This is a genomic window from Selenomonas ruminantium AC2024 (genome assembly GCF_000687995.1).
GTDB lineage: Bacteria > Bacillota > Negativicutes > Selenomonadales > Selenomonadaceae > Selenomonas_A > Selenomonas_A ruminantium_B.
Genome location: NZ_JIAC01000001.1, coordinates 1,084,878 through 1,102,265, shown reverse-complemented (window position 1 = coordinate 1,102,265; position 17,388 = coordinate 1,084,878). Strand labels below are relative to the sequence as shown.

The window sequence follows — 17,388 nt, the reverse complement described above, 5'->3', positions numbered from 1 at the left end:
GTTACAAAACGCTGTCAATCAGCTTTTTGGTATATGCTTGCTGAGGATTGTTGATAATCTCGTCTGGGATGCCTTCCTCCACAATTTTGCCTTCGTGCATCACGATTACCCGGTCGCAAAAATCCTGCACGAGCGCAATATCGTGACAGATAAAGAGATAGGCAATGCCCCGGTCTTCCTGCAGGCGGTTCAGCAAATCCAAGACCTCTGCCTGCACCGTCACATCAAGCGCCGAGGTCGCTTCGTCGAGAATGACCAGTTCCGGCTCAATAGCCAAGGCCCGGGCAATAGCCGCCCGCTGGCACTGGCCGCCGCTGACTTCATGCGGATATCGCTGAGCAAATTCCTCTCCCAGACCGCAGAGCGCCAGCAGATTTTTCGTCATCTCTGCCGCCTGCCGTTTGCTTTTGCCGTGGTTCAGCAGGCTCTCGCTGATGCCATCCCCTAATGTGCAACGCGGGTCAAAACTGTCCACGGGATTTTGAAAGACCATCTGCATTCTGGTATAGACCTCTTTGAGCTTCGCGCCACCGGCATTCGTGATGTCCTCTCCGGCCAGCATAACCTGACCTGCCGTTGGTTCCAGCAAATGGGCAATCATGCGGGCTACGGTGGTCTTACCGCTGCCGCTTTCCCCGATAATGGCCAGCTTCTCACCTTTTTTCAGGGAGAAGGTAACATCATCCACCGCCACAATATCTTCCCCATCCTTGCGAGGAAAGACTTTTTTAAGATGCGCAGTTTGCAGTATCGTATCCATCCGCTGCCCGCCTCCTTAGCCTTGGCATCGCCGCCAAAAGTTTTTGCGTATAGGGCGACTGGGGATTTGCCAATATCTCCCCCGCCTTGCCATACTCCATCATTTCCCCTTGATGAAGCACCAGCATCTTGTCTGCCATAGCCCGAACGACACCGATATTATGGGTCACAAGGATAATAGCCGTACCAAAGAGTTTCCGCGCCAAAAGCATTTCCTCAATGACCTGCTTCTGCACGGTAACATCGAGTGCCGAAGTGGGTTCGTCGGCCAAGAGAAGCTTCGGCTTTAGGAGCATGGCGGCCGCCACGCCGACACGCTGCTGCATCCCCCCGGACAATTCAAAGGGATAGCTGTCCCAGATGCGCTCCGGCTCACTAAAGCCAAACTTCGTAAAGAGCGCACAGGCTTCTGCCTTTACGGCCGCAGCGTTCTCATTTCCATGAGCCGCCATCATTTCCTTAATCTGCGCACCTACGGTACGGATGGGGCAGAAAGAATTGCCTGCCATCTGAAAAATCATGCCGATTTCCGTACCGCAGATTTTCTGCATTTCCTTGTCGCTGATATCCGGCAGGTCGAGTCCCTTGTAGTAAATATCGCCACGCGTCACCAGCCCATCCCGGCCAAGCATCCCCAAAGCAGCCTTAATCAGCGTGGACTTGCCGCTGCCACTTTCCCCGACGATGCCCAAAATCTCCCCTGCACCGAGGGAAAAACTGATATCGTGGACAGCCAGTTCCCCATTGTAGCTGATGTCCACATGTTCATAACGGATAATTTCTGACATATTATCTCCTGTTACTTTCTATTTTTCGGATCAAGATAATCGCGCACGGTGTCCCCCAGCAGATTGAAAATCATCACCGAGAAGAAAATCGCAAAGCCCGGGGATAGCGTCACCCAAGGCTGCGTGGGCAAAAGATTGCGGGTATCGCTCATCATGCTGCCCCATTCCGGAATGGGCGGCTTAGCCCCCAAACCAAGGAATGAGAGTCCCGCCAGCTCCATCATCATCGTACCGATATCCAGCATGGCCGTCACCAGAATTGGCCCGGCGATATTGGGCAGTACATGTTTGCGGATAATCTTGCAGGTACCGCTGCCCGCCATTTTTGCAGCCTGCATGAAGGTCGATGACTGCAAAGCCAAGGTCTGGCTGCGGGCCAGGCGTGCATATTTCGGCCAACTGATGGCCGCCAGGGCAAAGATGGCATTATGAACGCCGCCCCCTAAAACAGCTGCCACCGCCAAAGCAAATACCAACCCCGGGAAAGCCAAAAACATATCGGACAGGCGCATGAGCAGCGTGTCCACCCATTTTCCCGCCCAGGCACAGATAATGCCGATAATGCTGCCAAAGACCGCAATAAAGCTCACGAGCAGCAAGGTGGAAAAGATACTGGTCTTGCTGCCGGCAATGACCCTTGATAACATATCCCGGCCATAACGGTCCGTGCCAAGCAAGTGTTCTGCCGAAGGCGCTGCCTTAGTCATTGACATATCCTGCAGATAAGGGTCATAAGGGCAGAGATAGTCGCTGAAAAAGGAGGCAAGAATCAACAAAAGGGCCAACCCGCCAAAGAACCAGAGCTTGCGCTGCAAGCGATTTTGACGTACATTCTGTACCCGGATGGTCGGGGCTATTGCCTGACTCATTTGGCATTCACCCCCAGACGGATACGCGGGTCAAGATGGTGGTATATAATGTCTGCCACCAGATTCACCAGAACATAGATAATGGCCATCCACATGACATAGGCCTGAATGATGGGATAGTCCCGCATGTTGATGGCATCCACGGCCAGTTTGCCTACCCCGTCCCACATAAAGATGCTTTCGATAATCGCCGTGCCCCCCAGGAGACTGCCGATAGACAGCGCGAGCAAGGTCATAATCGTAAGCATCGAAGCCTTCATCACGTTTTTCCAGAGAATCACCTGATTGCTTATGCCCCGAGCCTTCGCCCCAAGCACGTAATCCTTATTGAGTTCATCCAGCACCGCGCTGCGCACCTGCCGCAGATATTTGGCCGACATGGCAATCGCTAAAGTCAGGGTAGGCATAATGGCGCTCCGAAAATCCGTACCGCTGGAAATGACCGGCAGCACGCCCAGCTGAATGCCCAAAAACTCCATCAAGAGCATCCCCACAAAGAAGTTCGGCATAGCATTACCCAGGAAACTGCCGAAACGCAGCACAATATCCGCGATTTTATCATGACGAACCGCCGCCAGTATTCCACAGGGCAGGGAAATCATGACCGTCAGGGCAATGGAAAGCGCCGTCAACAATAAGGTTGCCGGCAGTTTTTTCATAAAAGCCAGCAGCACATCCTCACCGGTCACATAGCTAACGCCCATATTGCCATGCAGCATGCCCCAAAGCCAGTTGATATACTGCTGAAAAAATGGCAGGTTCAGCCCCAAAGCCGCCTTCTTCTCGTCAATGATTTCCTGCGCCACTTCCACGCCGCGGTTAGTATACATCTCCGTCACCGCATCGCTGCCCGCCAGATACATCAGCAAAAACGATAAAAACGTAATGCCAAACAAAATCGGTATCAGCTGGATAAAGCGTTTTACCGCGTAATTCATGCCTTGCTAAGACCTCCCTCTTCTCTATAATATTTTATGATACAAGATTTTTCTCGGAAACATAAGCCCCCCAGGGGGATATGCAGAACATTTTATCGGAATACCAGGTATATCATATCCCCTTCTTTTTATCAGAGAAAATATAATTTTCATTTTTTTGAAATTATATCCCCCCAGGGAGCTTGTGAGCCTTCCATAAAATTTTTATAATAGATTATGAAATAGCTTTTCCTCTTCCTTCGGTGGCTCGGTTGAATGAGGAAAGCATCCTATGCAGAAAACAACAGCCCGTTTGTCCTCTGCAATAAAATAAGACGTCGCGCAGCAGTCTCCTTGCTATGCCCGGCGTCTTATTTCATATTGGTATAAAGGAGATCGATAGTATGTATAATCCCAAGTCCAGTAAAGCAGATGAATTCATCAATCACGAAGAAATTCTCGCCTCACTTGCTTATGCCGACCAGCATAAAAATGATGTGGAACTTATCGATGCCATTCTGTCCAAAGCGCGTGAATGCAAAGGCTTGAATCATCGGGAAGCCTCCGTACTTCTGGCCTGCGATATTCCCGAAAAAAACGAGGAAATTTATCACCTGGCGGAAGAAATAAAAAAAGAATTCTACGGCAACCGCATTGTTCTTTTCGCCCCGCTTTACCTCTCCAACTACTGTATCAACGGCTGTATCTACTGCCCCTATCATGGCATCAATAAAAATATTCCCCGGGTAAAACTTACCCAGGAGCAGGTCCGCGATGAAGTCATTGCTTTACAGGAAATGGGTCACAAACGGCTGGCTATCGAAGCTGGTGAAGATCCGGTAAACAATCCCATCGAATACATCCTCGACTGCATTCATACCATTTATTCCGTCAAACATAAAAACGGCGCCATCCGCCGTGTCAATGTGAACATTGCCGCAACCACCGTAGAAAATTACCGCCGCCTGCACGAAGCTGGCATTGGCACCTATATCCTCTTTCAGGAAACCTATCATAAGGACTCCTATGAGGTACTTCATCCCACTGGCCCCAAACACGATTATGCCTACCATACGGAAGCTATGGACCGTGCCATGGAAGGCGGCATTGATGATGTAGGGCTGGGCGTTCTCTTTGGCTTGGATAAATACCGCTACGAATACACCGGTCTCTTAATGCACGCAGAGCATCTGGAAGCCAAATTCGGCGTAGGGCCGCATACGATTTCCGTACCGCGAATATGCCCCGCTGAAGATATTGATGTAAACACCTTCAGCAATGCCATTGACGATGACACCTTCGCCAAAATCGTCGCCTGCATCCGGATTGCCGTACCCTATACAGGCATGATTGTTTCCACCCGCGAGTCACAAAAATCCCGTGAACGGGTTCTTCATCTGGGTATTTCCCAAATTTCCGGCGGCTCCCGTACCTCTGTAGGCGGTTACACGCAGGAAACACGCCCCGAAGACACCGTGCAATTTGACGTATCCGATACCCGTTCGCTGGATGAGGTGATGAAGTGGCTGATTGATATGGACTACATTCCCTCCTTCTGTACAGCCTGCTATCGGGAAGGCCGCACCGGTGACCGGTTCATGACCCTTTGCAAGGCCAAGCAGATTCAAAACTGCTGTCTGCCCAATGCACTGATGACGCTGAAAGAATATCTTGAAGATTACGCATCCCCGGAAACAAAAGCTGCCGGCGAAAAACTCATCACCAAAAACATTCCCCAGGTAAGCAATCCTGCTGCCCAAAAAACATTACAAAAGCATTTACAGCAAATCGAACAGGGCGAACGGGATTTCCGTTTCTAAAAAAGACAGGCATAGCGAAGAGCAAATTCTTCGCTATGCCTGTTTTCGTCATTCTGAATTTATTTTTTTGTCTCCTTGATTTCATGCTTCGTCCAGAGTGGATGATGTTCCTGCGCATGCTGGGCATTGATGGTTCCGTCGCCAAACATACTGCAGAACTCCGGCCAGTTATAAATCCCCAAAGGAATATGCCCTCCCACAACGCACATAAACAGGAAGATACCGACCACCAAATGGATACGGTCAGCATAGAAGGCAATTTCCTTTGGCACCAATGGCAGGGCAACATAGAGCACCAAGCCCGTCAATATCAGCAAAATCGTCCCTACCAGCACCATGACCCCCATCATTTTTTGCCCGGAGTTGAGTTTATTCATGGGAGGAACCTCATATTCCAATAGCAGGAACTTATGAATATAGCCACCGGAAATTTTCATCCAGGCATAATCATCATCCGTCCACGTGGTAATCTCCCGCCAAAAAGAAATCACCCGCCCGGGGCAAAGCAAAAAGAACAACGTACAGGCGATAAATAAAACCATACCACCGACAATATGTACCTGCATCGCCAGATTCATGCCAGCATCCCCCAAGGGGCGGAAAAAAAGGATTAATCCGGTAAAACCTGCGGGCAAAAAGCTGAGCACCAGACACCAGTGAAATAATCGTGTCGGCAATTTATGATGCAGGATACGCTCATTTCCTTTGAATTTTTTCATCTTTCTCCCGCCTTTCTTACAAGATGCTGCGATCGATATAATGGGTATGGAACAACTCTTCGGCCAGCGGGCTCATGGGCTGGAAGTTAAGGCTCTTGTACATATTCAACAGGCTTTGATTGTTATGGCTCTGACGTTTCGCCTGCTTCTCATCATCCTGATAAAGGCCCGCCGTACGCATTTTGATGTATTTCGTCCGGTCAACGATTAAATCGGTCATCGTATAAACACCAGTCCAAAGGAAAGCGCTCACGATCCCCACAAAGCCTAAAAATTCCCGGCGGCTGATCTTTACACCTTTTTCTTCATAGGAATATTTTTTCATGGTGCACCTCCTACGACCACGGCAAAATTGCCTTAAACTTGCCCGTCCATGATGTTCCCATCGGATTTATGGGCTGGCCTCCACCATTCACACAGCCACCCGGACAGTTCATGACTTCGATGAAATGATATGGTGATTTCCCAGCTTTGATTTCTGCCAGCAGGGGTTCCACATTTTTTGTTCCATGAACGACCGCTATCTTCAAGGTGATTTCTTGTCCGCCGTCCTTGAGCTTCAAAGGAATTTCCGCTGATTTCACTTCAGCCAAACCACGCACAGGCTTATACGAAAGGTCGGCCAGTTCCTGCCCTGTCAGTACAAAGTAAGCCGTTCGCAGCGCGGCCTCCATTACACCGCCCGTAGCACCAAAAATCGTTCCGGCTCCGGTATATTCTGCCAAGGGATTGTCTTTTTCCTCGGCAGGCTGTACATTGCGGACATCAATATCCAGCTTCTTGAGCAGTCTCGCCAAATCTCTGGTCGTCAGCACCACATCTGTATCCTGATAAGTTGCTGTATGCCCCTGTTTCTTCCAATAATCAGCCGCCGCGGTAAATTCAGGCCGTGAAGCTTCCAATTTCTTTGCCGTACACGGATAGACACCCACACAGAAAATTTGTTCGGGCTCAACCTTCCAGATTTCTTTGGCACCGTAGATTTTCGCCACCGGCCCTGCCATCCCTTGCGGCGATTTAGCCGACGAGAGATGCTGGCGCAAGTCCGGATGGTATAGCTCCATATAACGCACCCAAGCCGGACAGCAGGAAGAAAACTGGGGCAGCGGCCCCAATTCCTCAGTTACCGGTTTCTGCAGCACATATTTCTGTATTTTGTGGATGAGTTCCGTCCCCTCCTCCAAGATGGTGTTATCCGCAGCAAAATTGACGTCCATTATTTTGAAGCCCGCCTGTTTCAGCGCGCCATACATCTGCTCGGTTATCAATTTCCCCGGTTCCATCCCAAACTCTTCGCCCAACGCCACACGCACCGCTGGTGCTACCGTTGCCACCACCGTGGTCTTGCCGTCCTGCAGTTTCTCAATCACCTGATCGACCACATCCGCAGTGTCCTCAATGGCACCAAAGGGACAATTCACCAGACACTGCCCGCATTGCAGGCAGCGTTCGCTGTTGATACGGTGATTCGCTCCATAAGGCCCATCAATAGCATCAGCCGGACAAAACGACTTGCAGGTGTCACAGCCCTTGCATTTCGACTCATCAATCCTGATAATGCTGGATAATTCATTCTCCTGATAGGATTTTGGCATAATTCCCTTACCTCCCTGTCTCTGAAAATATCAACCCATAATCACATCATTTCCTTTAGTCTATTCTAAAAAAAATCGAATATTCTCACAAGCTCCCCAGGGGGATATAAACTGCATATTTTTTCAACAAAAAACAGGACCATGCATAAGCACAGTCCTGTATGTTATCAGAACATGAAGCGGGCACGAGCAAAGAGCGTGTTACTGTTCTTGCCAGTTTTTAAATTTTTGCCTTGGAAATAAGCTACATCCGTCGTCACATTCTTAAAGGGAACATAAGATGCTCCGATTTCCCAGCCTTTGCGGTTGTGGCCGCCGAAGGATATCGTGTTGTAAGTGGATGCCAGGCTGGCATTCTGCCCGATATAACGATAAGCTGCATAAGCGCCCCAGGTACCGGGATTTTTGCGATTAATTCCCTTGTAGTTCAGGCAAATGTTGCCAGCCTTTGCATAATTATCTGCGCTGGAGTTTTGTGCATAAGCTCCTGCCAGACTGAAATTCTTGTCAAACCGATAGTTGACACCAGCGGACCAGATGTTAAAGTTATCCTCATTGGCACTTACGCCTGTAATGCCTTTGAAACTATCCGAAGACAAATGGCGATAACCTAAGCCAGCAAAAACTTTTCCGGAATTATAGTTAAACTGTATGCCCTGATAATCTGCAGCATTATTTACACCAGGAAGGAAAGTCCCTAAATTCCAACGTCCGTATTCCAACACTGTTTTGAGTTTTTTGCCAAATGTCAGCTGTACCCCTGAGAAGAAGTCATCCACAACTAAGCCTTCATCATTGGTACTGGTCAATGGCATCTTACCTGCGGCAACCGTGAAGTTTTTGTATGCGCCTTCTGCATAAATATAGGTCAAGGTTGCATTCGTAGTAGTATCATTCTTCATGTCATTGCGGGCGGTAATACGCGCTTTAACATGCCAATGGTCATTTACTTCAGCAGTCGGGAACAGACGCAGTTCTGCACGATTGGTGCTGCTATCTGCCGCGCTTTCATTGTTCGTCCGCTGGAAGATATAACGCAATTCCCCGGTCCATTTCAGCATGTCGGCATTCCGTTCCAAATTAGAAACTCGCACGCCGAGATTATTTAACTCCTCAGCAAATTCTGCTGCTAATTTGTCCACGATTGCTTTATCAGCACCGGCAGTATTTTTAGCCATGGCTTTGGCCACCATCTGCGCCATTTCATAACGGGTTATGTTGCGATTGCCCTTAAAAGAACCATCACCATAACCTTCGATAACTCCATCTGCTGCAAGTTTCACTACGGCATCATAAGCCCAATGATCTGCTGGTACATCAGAAAAGGGATTGGCCGCGGCCATTGCCGATGCAGAGGTTCCCATAATTCCTGCCATCACCATCATAGCTGCCATTTTTTTGTTCAAAAAAGATCATCTCCTTTAGTATGTTGTATAGTATGAAAAAGATACTCATTAAGAATACCATACTATCTTTCTGAAAATAAGCCCCCTAGAGGGATGAAATAAAAAAACAGATGGTGAAGTTATGGTTGCTTTCACCATCTGTTTCTCCAAAACTAGAATTTCACATAGGCCCGCAATTTGTCAAAATCAATATAAGTCTCTGCCTCAGGATGACGTGCAAGGTAATCCTGATGTTCAGCCTCTGCTGGCTGAAAGTTTTCCAAGGGTGCCGCTATGGCACATAATTTTCGCGCCAGCTTGGGATTGCTGTTGGGATCATTCACCGTCAGTCCGGCATTGCCCACAACGGGCGCTTTACCGCGATTTGCGATAAAGTTCAGATGCAGCTGCACCTGTGGTTCATCTTCGGCTGAGGCGTAGAAAACTCCCGCCCGATACATCTCCCCACGGGCCTTCCCCTGACCATCGGGCACATAGGGATTGACCACGCCAAAGAGCAAATCCAGCAGCTGCGAAATATCCATCTTCTTGGGATTGTAGGTGACTTCCACACCCATATAGGCTTTGACTTCGCCTGCAGCAACATCTGCGTAGATTGTATCCCTGTCCCCATTGATATAGCCTGCGCAGGTTGACACCACTCCCGGTACATGAGCAAATACTTCCTGCAGTTCATGGAAGTCCCCGCCGGAAAAATAGATTTTCTTCGTATATACGACACTCACCCCTTTTCCTGTTCGGGATGGAAGATATCCACCTGCCGATGGGCCGCCCGCTCCACATCAAAGAGCTTCACGAGTTCGGCCACGGCCTGCGTCGGCGAAATGGTGCCATCCAGCACCGCGCCCCTGACCTCAGGCATGCGGCCTGTAATCACCGGGTCTTCAAAGAAGAGATTGTGCAGATGCTCGTCAATCATGCTGTGCATCCAGTCGAGCAGCTGGCTATCCCGGCGCTTATTCCAGACACCGCTCTTTTGCGTGTTCTCCCGAAAGCCCTTGATGACTTCCCAGAGTTCCTTAAGGCCTGTCTTTTCCATCGCCGAACACATATAAGCATGGGTGGGCCAGCCGGGGGTTGCCGGGCGGATGTATTCGAGCATCCGCTCATACTGCCCCCGCGACACCTTGGCCTTGACCAGATTATCCCCATCAGCCTTGTTGACCACAATGGCATCGGCCAGTTCCATGATTCCCTTTTTGATTCCCTGTAATTCATCCCCGGCACCGGTGAGCACCACGAGCAGGAAGAAGTCCACCATCGACCGCACGGTGGTTTCTGACTGGCCCACCCCAACGGTCTCAATGATGATGACATCATAACCTGCCGCTTCGCACATCAACATGGTTTCCCGACTCTTGCGGGCAACGCCCCCCAGCGTTCCCCCCGCAGGGGAAGGCCGGATAAAGGCCTCCCGCCGCCGGGACAAGGTCCCCATCCGGGTCTTATCCCCCAGTATGGAGCCTTTCGTTACAGAACTTGTCGGGTCAACGGTCAGCACCGCAACTTTATGCCCGTCATCGCAGAGCATATTGCCGAAGGCCTCAATCATGGTGCTTTTGCCTGCCCCCGGTACGCCGGTAATGCCAATGCGCAGGGCATGCCCCGTATGGGGCAAAAGCCGTTGCAGCACCCGCTGAGCCTTGGCAAAGTGGCGGGGACTGTTGCTTTCAATCAAGGTAATGGCCCGGGACAAAGTCATTCTATCCCCTTTTAAGACTCCGTCCACATAGTCATCTTCGGACATGACGAGCCGCTTCTTGGGCTTCATCGTCCCGCTTTGCAGGGCGGGATTGATATTGCCCACGGTCGTGTCCTTGATGCCTTCGATGCCGCCCATGACCGAGCAGGCAAATTTATCGTTTTTTTCCTCCGGCACCCAGCTTGGCTTTGATGTCGTATACTTTTGTTCCATCATTGCCTCCTTGTAAGCCTTCCCCATAGGAGAAGGCTTATCTTTATTCTTCGGCCAGTTCCTCCTTAGCCCGGTCAATCAACAGCGTCAAGAGCTTAATGCCCGCTTCCGGAATATTGGTGCCCGGAGCAAAGATAGCCACGGCCCCATGCTGATAGAGGTTGTCATAATCCTGCACAGGGATAACGCCACCGATGCAGACCATGATATCCTCACGGCCTAATTTCTTCAATTCGTCCACCAGCTGGGGCAGGAGGGTGTTATGCCCCGCTGCCAGTGAACTGAAACCCACCATGTGCACATCGTTATCAACAGCATCCTGCGCCGTTTCCTCCGGCGTCTGGAAGAGCGGGCCCACATCAACGTCCCAGCCCATGTCGGCGAAGGACGAAGCAATAACTTTCTGACCGCGGTCGTGGCCATCCTGTCCCATCTTCGCCACGAAGATACGGGGACGGCGGCCCGTGAGTTCCTCGAACTCATCAGCCATAGCCCGGGCCTTATCCAGCTCGGTCTTGTCGGTAAACTCGGAGGAGTAAACTCCCGAAATGGTATGAATAACCGCCTGATAGCGGCCAGAAACCTTTTCCACAGCGTCGGAGATTTCGCCCAGAGAAGCGCGGACTCTTGCCGCCTCCACGGCACATTCCAAGAGGTTGCCGTTGTCGCGGCTGTCTGCAGCCTTCGTAATCGCTTCGAGCGCCCGGCGCACATCATCCTCATTGCGTTCACGCCGCAGTTTTTCGAGGCGTTCCACCTGCGCATTGCGCACGGCGGTGTTGTCGATAGCGAGGATTTCCAGCGGGTCTTCCTTTTCGAGGCGGTACTTGTTCAGGCCCACAATCGTTTCGTTGCCCGAGTCGATCTGTGCCTGACGGCGGGCTGCTGCTTCCTCGATACGCATCTTGGGCAGGCCCGTAGAAATCGCCTTGGCCATGCCGCCCAAGGCCTCGACTTCCTGAATATGCGCCCAGGCGCGGCGGATGATTTCGTTGGTGAGGGCTTCCACATAGTAGGAACCGCCCCAGGGGTCGATAATCTTGCAGACCTTGGTTTCATCCTGAATATAGAGCTGCGTATTGCGCGCAATGCGGGCCGAGAAGTCGGTCGGCAGGGCAATGGCTTCATCCAGCGCGTTGGTATGCAGGGACTGGGTATGACCGAGTGCCGCGCCCATGGCTTCCATGGCCGTACGAGAAATATTGTTGAACGGGTCCTGCGCCGTAAGCGACCATCCCGAAGTCTGGCAATGCGTTCTGAGGGCCATGGACTTGGGTTCCTTGGCGCCAAAGGACTTGACGATTTTCGCCCAGAGCACACGAGCCGCCCGCATCTTGGCCACTTCCATAAAGTAGTTCTTGCCGATTGCCCAGAAGAAGGACAGACGCTTGGCAAAAGCATCCACCGGCAGGCCGGCATTGATACCGGTGCGGATATACTCCAGACCATCGGCCAGCGTATAGCCCAATTCGATATCGGCAGGTGCCCCGGCTTCCTGCATATGGTAACCGGAAATCGAAATGCTGTTGAACTTCGGCATGTACTTCGTCGTATACTCGAAGATATCGCCGATGATACGCATGGACATTTCCGGCGGATAGATATAGGTGTTACGCACCATGAACTCTTTCAGAATATCGTTCTGAATCGTGCCCGCCATGATTTTCTTATCCACGCCCTGTTCGACACCAGACTGGATAAAGAAGGCGAGAATCGGCAGCACTGCACCGTTCATGGTCATGGATACGGACATCTGGTCAAGGGGAATCCCCGAGAACAGAATGTTCATATCAAGCATGGAGCAGACCGACACGCCGGCCTTACCTACGTCACCGACCACGCGGGGATTATCCGCATCATAGCCGCGGTGCGTCGGCAGGTCAAAGGCGATGGACAGGCCCTTCTGACCAGCGGCCAGATTGCGGCGATAGAACGCATTGGATTCTTCCGCCGTGGAGAAACCTGCATACTGGCGTACCGTCCAGGGACGGAACACATACATGGTCGAATACGGGCCACGCAGGCACGGTGGAATCCCGCTGGCAAAGTCCAGATGATTCATATGGTCGTATTCGTCATGGTTGTACAGCGGCTTTACGGGAATATGTTCCATCGTACGGCGGGTATAGGCATCAAAGTCTGCTCCAGCCTGTGCGGAAAAGAGTTTTTCCCACTCCTTCACATCGGCTCCCGTTGGTTCCCGCAGACTCATATTGGTAAAATCAGGATTCTGGTAAGTTCCCATTATGCAATCATCCCTTTCTTCTGCTGCAGGAGCTGCAGGATTTTATAGCAGTTGGCCTTGACGGAAATATATTCATCAATGCCTGCTTCATTGTAAGTATCCAGCAATTCTTTCGGTGCTGCCCCGGCCAGGAATACCGTAGCATTGGGCAGTGCCTCATGAAGTTTCGGTGCCAGCTCCGGCACGATTTCGGGATAGGTTGCATCCGTGGAGCAGATAACCACCGCATCCGCTCCGGATTCCTTGGCGGCCTGCGCGGCTTCATCCACCGTGGGGAAGCCGTTATTGGTCAGCACTTCAAATGCGCCAACCTGCAGGAATCCCGTGGTGAAATCTGCTCTGGCCTTATGCTGCGGAATGGGCCCCATATTGGCCAGGAAGATTTTGACATTGTCATTGTGCTCAGCCTTGTAATCCTCCGTCGTCTTGCGCAGGGCTTCAAAGCGTTCACTCCAGCGATGCGGTGCAATAGCCGTTACTTCCTCACTGGCCGCTGCGGCAAAGGCAGCAGCAATTTCTGCCGTGGTTGCCCCGGCTTGTGCCGCTTCTATAGCCGTTTCAACACTCATAGCAGTTTTCAGCGCGGCAAGTTTTTCCGCCTTAAAGGCTTCATCCATATCCGCCAGGTATTCCTCTACCTGCGCCGTGCGCTGTTTCTTGTTCTCTGCCATATCTTCAGGCCGCGGGTCGAGCAAAGTTTCCGTCATATTCGGATACATATTGTTGCCTACAATGCGGTCCTTGCGGGTTTCCGAAGCCTTGAAGCGGGAGGCGAGGATGGCTGCAATCTCGCTCTGCGGATAACCTTCCTGCAAAGCGGCGAGCATGCCGCCCTTGCCCTCGATAACCTGGAACTCTGCCCAAATTTTTTCCTTCATCTGCTTCGTGAGCGTTTCTACTGCCCAGGAACCGCCTGCGGGGTCAATGGGCTGCAACAGGCCGAATTCCTCCTGCAGAATAATCTGCACGTTCCGCGCAATACGGCGGGAGAATTCATCCCCCTTGCGGATGGGTTCATCAAAAGGCGAACTTTCAAAGGAATCTACACCGCCCACGACACCGGAGAAAATCTCCGTGGTATTGCGGAGCATATTGACATACGGGTCATAGACAGTCTTGAAGAACAGTGCCGGTCTTGCATGGATATGCATGCGCTGCGCTTCCTTGCTACCGCCGAAGGCTTCCACAATCTGTGCCCAAAGCGGCCGCAGAGCACGCAGTTTGGCAATCTGCAGGAAGAAGTTGGCGCCCATGGAGAAGCCGAACATAATCTGACCCGCAGCCTCCTCAATGGTCAGGCCTCGTTCCAACATCGCTCTGAGATAGGCTACCGCCGTGGCCAGCGTATAGGCCGACTCCTGCACATCATTTGCCCCGCCCCGGCTGTACACATCACTGCGCACAAAGACAGTCTTCAGACCCGGTGCATTCTTCACGGCCCACTGCGCACATTTGGCCATTTCATCATAGAGACTCGAAACGGCCTTGCTGTTTTTGCCAACAGCCGTCAATTCCCCCAAGGGGTCAGCGCCAACGATGCCCCGCACTTTCGCCAAATCCTGGCCGGAGGCTTTGAGGGCCCCGGCAAACAGCGACAACATGGGAAGTGCCGACTCACCGGCATAGAGATACAGAGGATATTTATCCAGCTTCAAGCCATTCAGCAGGGTGTGCATATCATCCAGCGTGGTCACTGACACGCCCTCATCCCCGGGGGCTGCTGCCGTGCGCACATCCTGTGCCTTCAAGCTCGCACTGTCCAGCTTGATATGATAGATGGTGGAACCTTTCTCCTGTTCATGGCGCAGGAGTTCATTGTTCTCAGCAGGCATGGTTTCATCACAGACCTGCGCTATGCCCCAAGGCTTACCCAAATAACCGCTGGGCTGGGCCCCGCGCAGGAAATCATCCATGCCGGGGAAAGAATCTTTGGGCAGGATGTCTTCGGTATCCCTACGGAAATACATAGGGTCGAAGGTGATGCCCTCATAAGTTTTGGTGTACATTTTCTTCTCGAAGGGGGCTCCCTTCAAGAGGGCGATACAGGCTTCCTTCCACTCCTCATAAGTGGGCGGGGTAAACTCGTCCAAGGGAACATCGGGAAAGTCTGTCTGCTGTTCGGCCTTTTTCAAAATGGCCTGCAGGTCCAGCTCGCCACCGGTTTCGTTACTCATAGCACAGCCTCCTCTTTTTCGGGGTAAACACACAAAAAACGGCAACCTTTTCGCGAATGCAAAAAGATTGCCGTCTAATAATCGTGCCAAACAGACCCACAGTAAAAAACCGCCGGTATCTGAATACCCCACGCTAGATTCAATCCCCTACCCATCGCTCGCAGGCACAACTCTGAAATCAGAGTCACGGTGATGTCAGAACAGGCAGTTCTCCTGGCTCGGTTTCATCATCCTGCATCGCCTTCCCAAGGTACGCTTATCTACCCCAGTGACAAAATGATGCAGGACTCCACCTTACAGTGGCGGGACCGCTCCGGCTTATACCGGATTCCCTATTAAGTCCGTAGGACACCTGTTCCCAAATATATTCAAATCTAATGCCAATATTAATACAAATTATTAAATTTGTCAAGAAACTCTGTCAATGACTCCATTTTTCTGCCCACAAAAAATAGCAGTGAACGACAAGCTTCACTGCTATCTGGCACATTATTTATCTAATGATTTTACTTTACTGGAAATAACCGTCATAGCTGCGAGCAGGCATGCCAGCGCCGCACCTAAGCCCATCCAGCCATTGCCGGTAAAACCGTCCACCACATAGCCGATAAGCGAGCAGGCGGCTACCGTCATCACGTAAGGCAGCTGAGTGCTCACATGGTCTAAATGGTCACACTGGGCACCGGCCGACGCCAATATCGTGGTATCGGAAATCGGTGAAGCATGGTCGCCGCCCACAGCACCGGAGAGGATAGCCGCCACACAGATGGTCAGCATCTGCGGGTCACTACCTACAACAGCAACCGCAATGGGAATCAGAATACCGAAAGTTCCCCAGCTCGTGCCGGTCGCAAAGGCCAGACCAATGGCCACAAGGAAGAAAATCGGCGGCAGCAGCATGATAAGTGTCGCATTCGCGCTGACGATGCCACCGACAAAGCCGCCCAAGTTCAGATACTTGTCACTGCAAATACCCGAAAGCGTCCAGGCAAGGCAGAGAATAAAGATGGCCGGCGTCATGGCCTTGAAGCCCCAGCCGAAACTGTCACAGAAGGCATTGAAGGAAATGACCTTGCGAGGCAGGTAGAGCAGGCCCGTAAAGACGAAAGCGATAAAGGAGCCCAACACCAAAGACTTGGAAGAATCGCAATCTGCAAAAGCATCAGCGATGCTCTTGCCCTCGTGAATTCCGCCGGTGTAGAGCATGCCATAAACGCAGGCAACAATCAGCACCAGGAGCGGCAGAATCAGGTCGATAATCTTGCCATTACCCTGCTGGTCTTTGTGTACTTCGCCATTTCCCTGATATTCCTTGGGAATCTCAAAATTTTCATTGCTGCGCTTAACGTCATGCGCCATCGCGCCGAAGTCCTTGCCCGTCCAAATGATGAAGAACAGGAAGATAAGCGTCAGCCAGGCATAGAGATTGAAGGGAATCGTCTGGATAAAGAGGGAGAACCCATCAATCTCCGAGCCTTCCGGCAGAGAAGAACCAACAGCCGCCGCCCAGCTCGACACCGGCGCAATAATGCAGATAGGTGCTGCCATAGCATCGATGATGTAGGCCAGCTTTGCGCGGGAAATCTTGAATTTATCCGTCACCGGGCGCATAACCGTACCTACAGTCAGGCAGTTGAAGTAATCATCAATAAAAATGACCAGCCCCAAAAGCGCCGTAATGAGAGATGCCTGACGCTTGCCCTTAATCGTGCGGGCTGCCCAGTCACCATAGGCGCTGGTAGCACCGCTGCGGGTAATTGCCGCCACTAAAATACCTAAGATTACCAAAAATACCAAGATGTTGACATTGCCGCCCACCTTGTCCGCCATAACCTTAAACATGGTCAGCGTGGATTCCAAGAAGTTGCCCCCCGTAAAGAGCATGGCACCCGAGAAGATACCGATAATCAGGGACATGTAGACTTCCTTTGTCCACAAAGCCAGTAAAATGGTGATAACTGGCGGCAGGATGGACCAAATCGATTCAGCCATAACCTACCTGCTTTCTGCTATAATTAGCTTATTTTTTCCTAATACAATACACGAACTTAATTGTATAACATTTTTTGCATAGTAGCAAGAGCAGTTAGGCATTTTTTGCAAGTTTATTCGTTTATCTCGTATACTAAGGCCATTATGCCAAATTAACGCCGAAAACAGCCCGTTGGGGCTGGTGATGTT

At 51.2% G+C, this 17,388-nt stretch carries 14 protein-coding genes and 1 riboswitch; of the genes, 1 reads left to right on the top strand and 13 read right to left on the bottom strand.

Annotation, left to right across the window (positions count from 1 at the left end; genetic code table 11):
- Nucleotide 1: 1 nt before the first annotated feature.
- From P157_RS0105105 to P157_RS0105090, 4 genes are read right to left on the bottom strand one after another with little or no spacing between them, the layout of a single operon-like run.
- Nucleotides 2–760 carry an ABC transporter ATP-binding protein gene (locus tag P157_RS0105105; protein ID WP_026760052.1) on the bottom strand — a complete coding sequence of 253 codons (759 nt, stop codon included), beginning with the start codon at nucleotides 758–760 and terminating at the stop codon, nucleotides 2–4.
- Entirely contained in the window at nucleotides 729–1,547 is an 819-nt protein-coding gene (locus tag P157_RS0105100; RefSeq protein ID WP_026760051.1) for an ABC transporter ATP-binding protein, read from the bottom strand. Before P157_RS0105100 ends, P157_RS0105105 begins: the two co-directional genes overlap by 32 nt.
- Nucleotides 1,548–1,558: 11 nt before the next feature.
- On the bottom strand, nucleotides 1,559–2,416 hold the full coding sequence (gene nikC, locus P157_RS0105095; protein ID WP_026760050.1) for a nickel transporter permease: 858 nt from the start codon (nucleotides 2,414–2,416) through the stop codon (nucleotides 1,559–1,561).
- Nucleotides 2,413–3,354, bottom strand: a complete 942-nt coding sequence (locus tag P157_RS0105090) for an ABC transporter permease (RefSeq protein WP_026760049.1) — start codon at nucleotides 3,352–3,354, stop codon at nucleotides 2,413–2,415. The genes nikC and P157_RS0105090 overlap by 4 nt, the downstream gene beginning before the upstream one ends.
- A 383-nt stretch (nucleotides 3,355–3,737) precedes the next feature.
- Here P157_RS0105090 and hydG point away from each other — a divergent pair, with 383 nt between their 5' ends.
- Nucleotides 3,738–5,153 carry a [FeFe] hydrogenase H-cluster radical SAM maturase HydG gene (gene hydG / locus P157_RS0105085; RefSeq protein WP_026760048.1) on the top strand — a complete coding sequence of 472 codons (1,416 nt, stop codon included), beginning with the start codon at nucleotides 3,738–3,740 and terminating at the stop codon, nucleotides 5,151–5,153.
- 59 nt (nucleotides 5,154–5,212) lie between these two features.
- Here the strand turns inward: hydG and P157_RS0105080 are convergent, their stop codons facing one another.
- The 9 genes from P157_RS0105080 to P157_RS0105040 all read right to left on the bottom strand — a co-directional run bounded on the left by P157_RS0105080 (nucleotide 5,213) and on the right by P157_RS0105040 (nucleotide 17,199).
- Nucleotides 5,213–5,872 carry a cytochrome b/b6 domain-containing protein gene (locus P157_RS0105080; protein WP_026760047.1) on the bottom strand — a complete coding sequence of 220 codons (660 nt, stop codon included), beginning with the start codon at nucleotides 5,870–5,872 and terminating at the stop codon, nucleotides 5,213–5,215.
- Nucleotides 5,873–5,888: 16 nt separating this feature from the next.
- On the bottom strand, nucleotides 5,889–6,197 hold the full coding sequence (locus tag P157_RS0105075) for an iron hydrogenase small subunit (protein ID WP_026760046.1): 309 nt from the start codon (nucleotides 6,195–6,197) through the stop codon (nucleotides 5,889–5,891).
- A 10-nt stretch (nucleotides 6,198–6,207) separates the two neighbouring features.
- The gene (locus P157_RS0105070) at nucleotides 6,208–7,467 is read right to left on the bottom strand and encodes a [FeFe] hydrogenase, group A (protein WP_026760045.1); all 1,260 of its coding nucleotides are present in this window, start codon (nucleotides 7,465–7,467) and stop codon (nucleotides 6,208–6,210) included.
- Between the two features lie 167 nt (nucleotides 7,468–7,634).
- Complete coding sequence (locus P157_RS0105065) at nucleotides 7,635–8,873, bottom strand: porin (protein WP_026760044.1); 1,239 nt, start codon at nucleotides 8,871–8,873, stop codon at nucleotides 7,635–7,637.
- A gap of 152 nt (nucleotides 8,874–9,025) precedes the next feature.
- Nucleotides 9,026–9,598, bottom strand: coding sequence for a peptide-methionine (S)-S-oxide reductase (locus tag P157_RS0105060; protein WP_037368130.1), 573 nt, complete (start codon nucleotides 9,596–9,598; stop codon nucleotides 9,026–9,028).
- Complete coding sequence (meaB, locus tag P157_RS0105055) at nucleotides 9,595–10,788, bottom strand: methylmalonyl Co-A mutase-associated GTPase MeaB (RefSeq protein WP_026760042.1); 1,194 nt, start codon at nucleotides 10,786–10,788, stop codon at nucleotides 9,595–9,597. The genes P157_RS0105060 and meaB overlap by 4 nt, the downstream gene beginning before the upstream one ends.
- A gap of 43 nt (nucleotides 10,789–10,831) precedes the next feature.
- Nucleotides 10,832–13,033 (bottom strand): methylmalonyl-CoA mutase, encoded by a 2,202-nt coding sequence (gene scpA / locus P157_RS0105050; RefSeq protein ID WP_026760041.1) that lies wholly within the window; start codon nucleotides 13,031–13,033, stop codon nucleotides 10,832–10,834.
- Nucleotides 13,033–15,207 (bottom strand): methylmalonyl-CoA mutase family protein, encoded by a 2,175-nt coding sequence (locus P157_RS0105045; RefSeq protein WP_026760040.1) that lies wholly within the window; start codon nucleotides 15,205–15,207, stop codon nucleotides 13,033–13,035. The genes scpA and P157_RS0105045 overlap by 1 nt, the downstream gene beginning before the upstream one ends.
- Nucleotides 15,208–15,392: 185 nt before the next feature.
- Nucleotides 15,393–15,578, bottom strand: a riboswitch (cobalamin riboswitch).
- Nucleotides 15,579–15,696: 118 nt separating this feature from the next.
- On the bottom strand, nucleotides 15,697–17,199 hold the full coding sequence (locus P157_RS0105040; protein ID WP_026760039.1) for a Na+/H+ antiporter NhaC family protein: 1,503 nt from the start codon (nucleotides 17,197–17,199) through the stop codon (nucleotides 15,697–15,699).
- Between the last annotated feature and the right edge of the window lie 189 nt (nucleotides 17,200–17,388).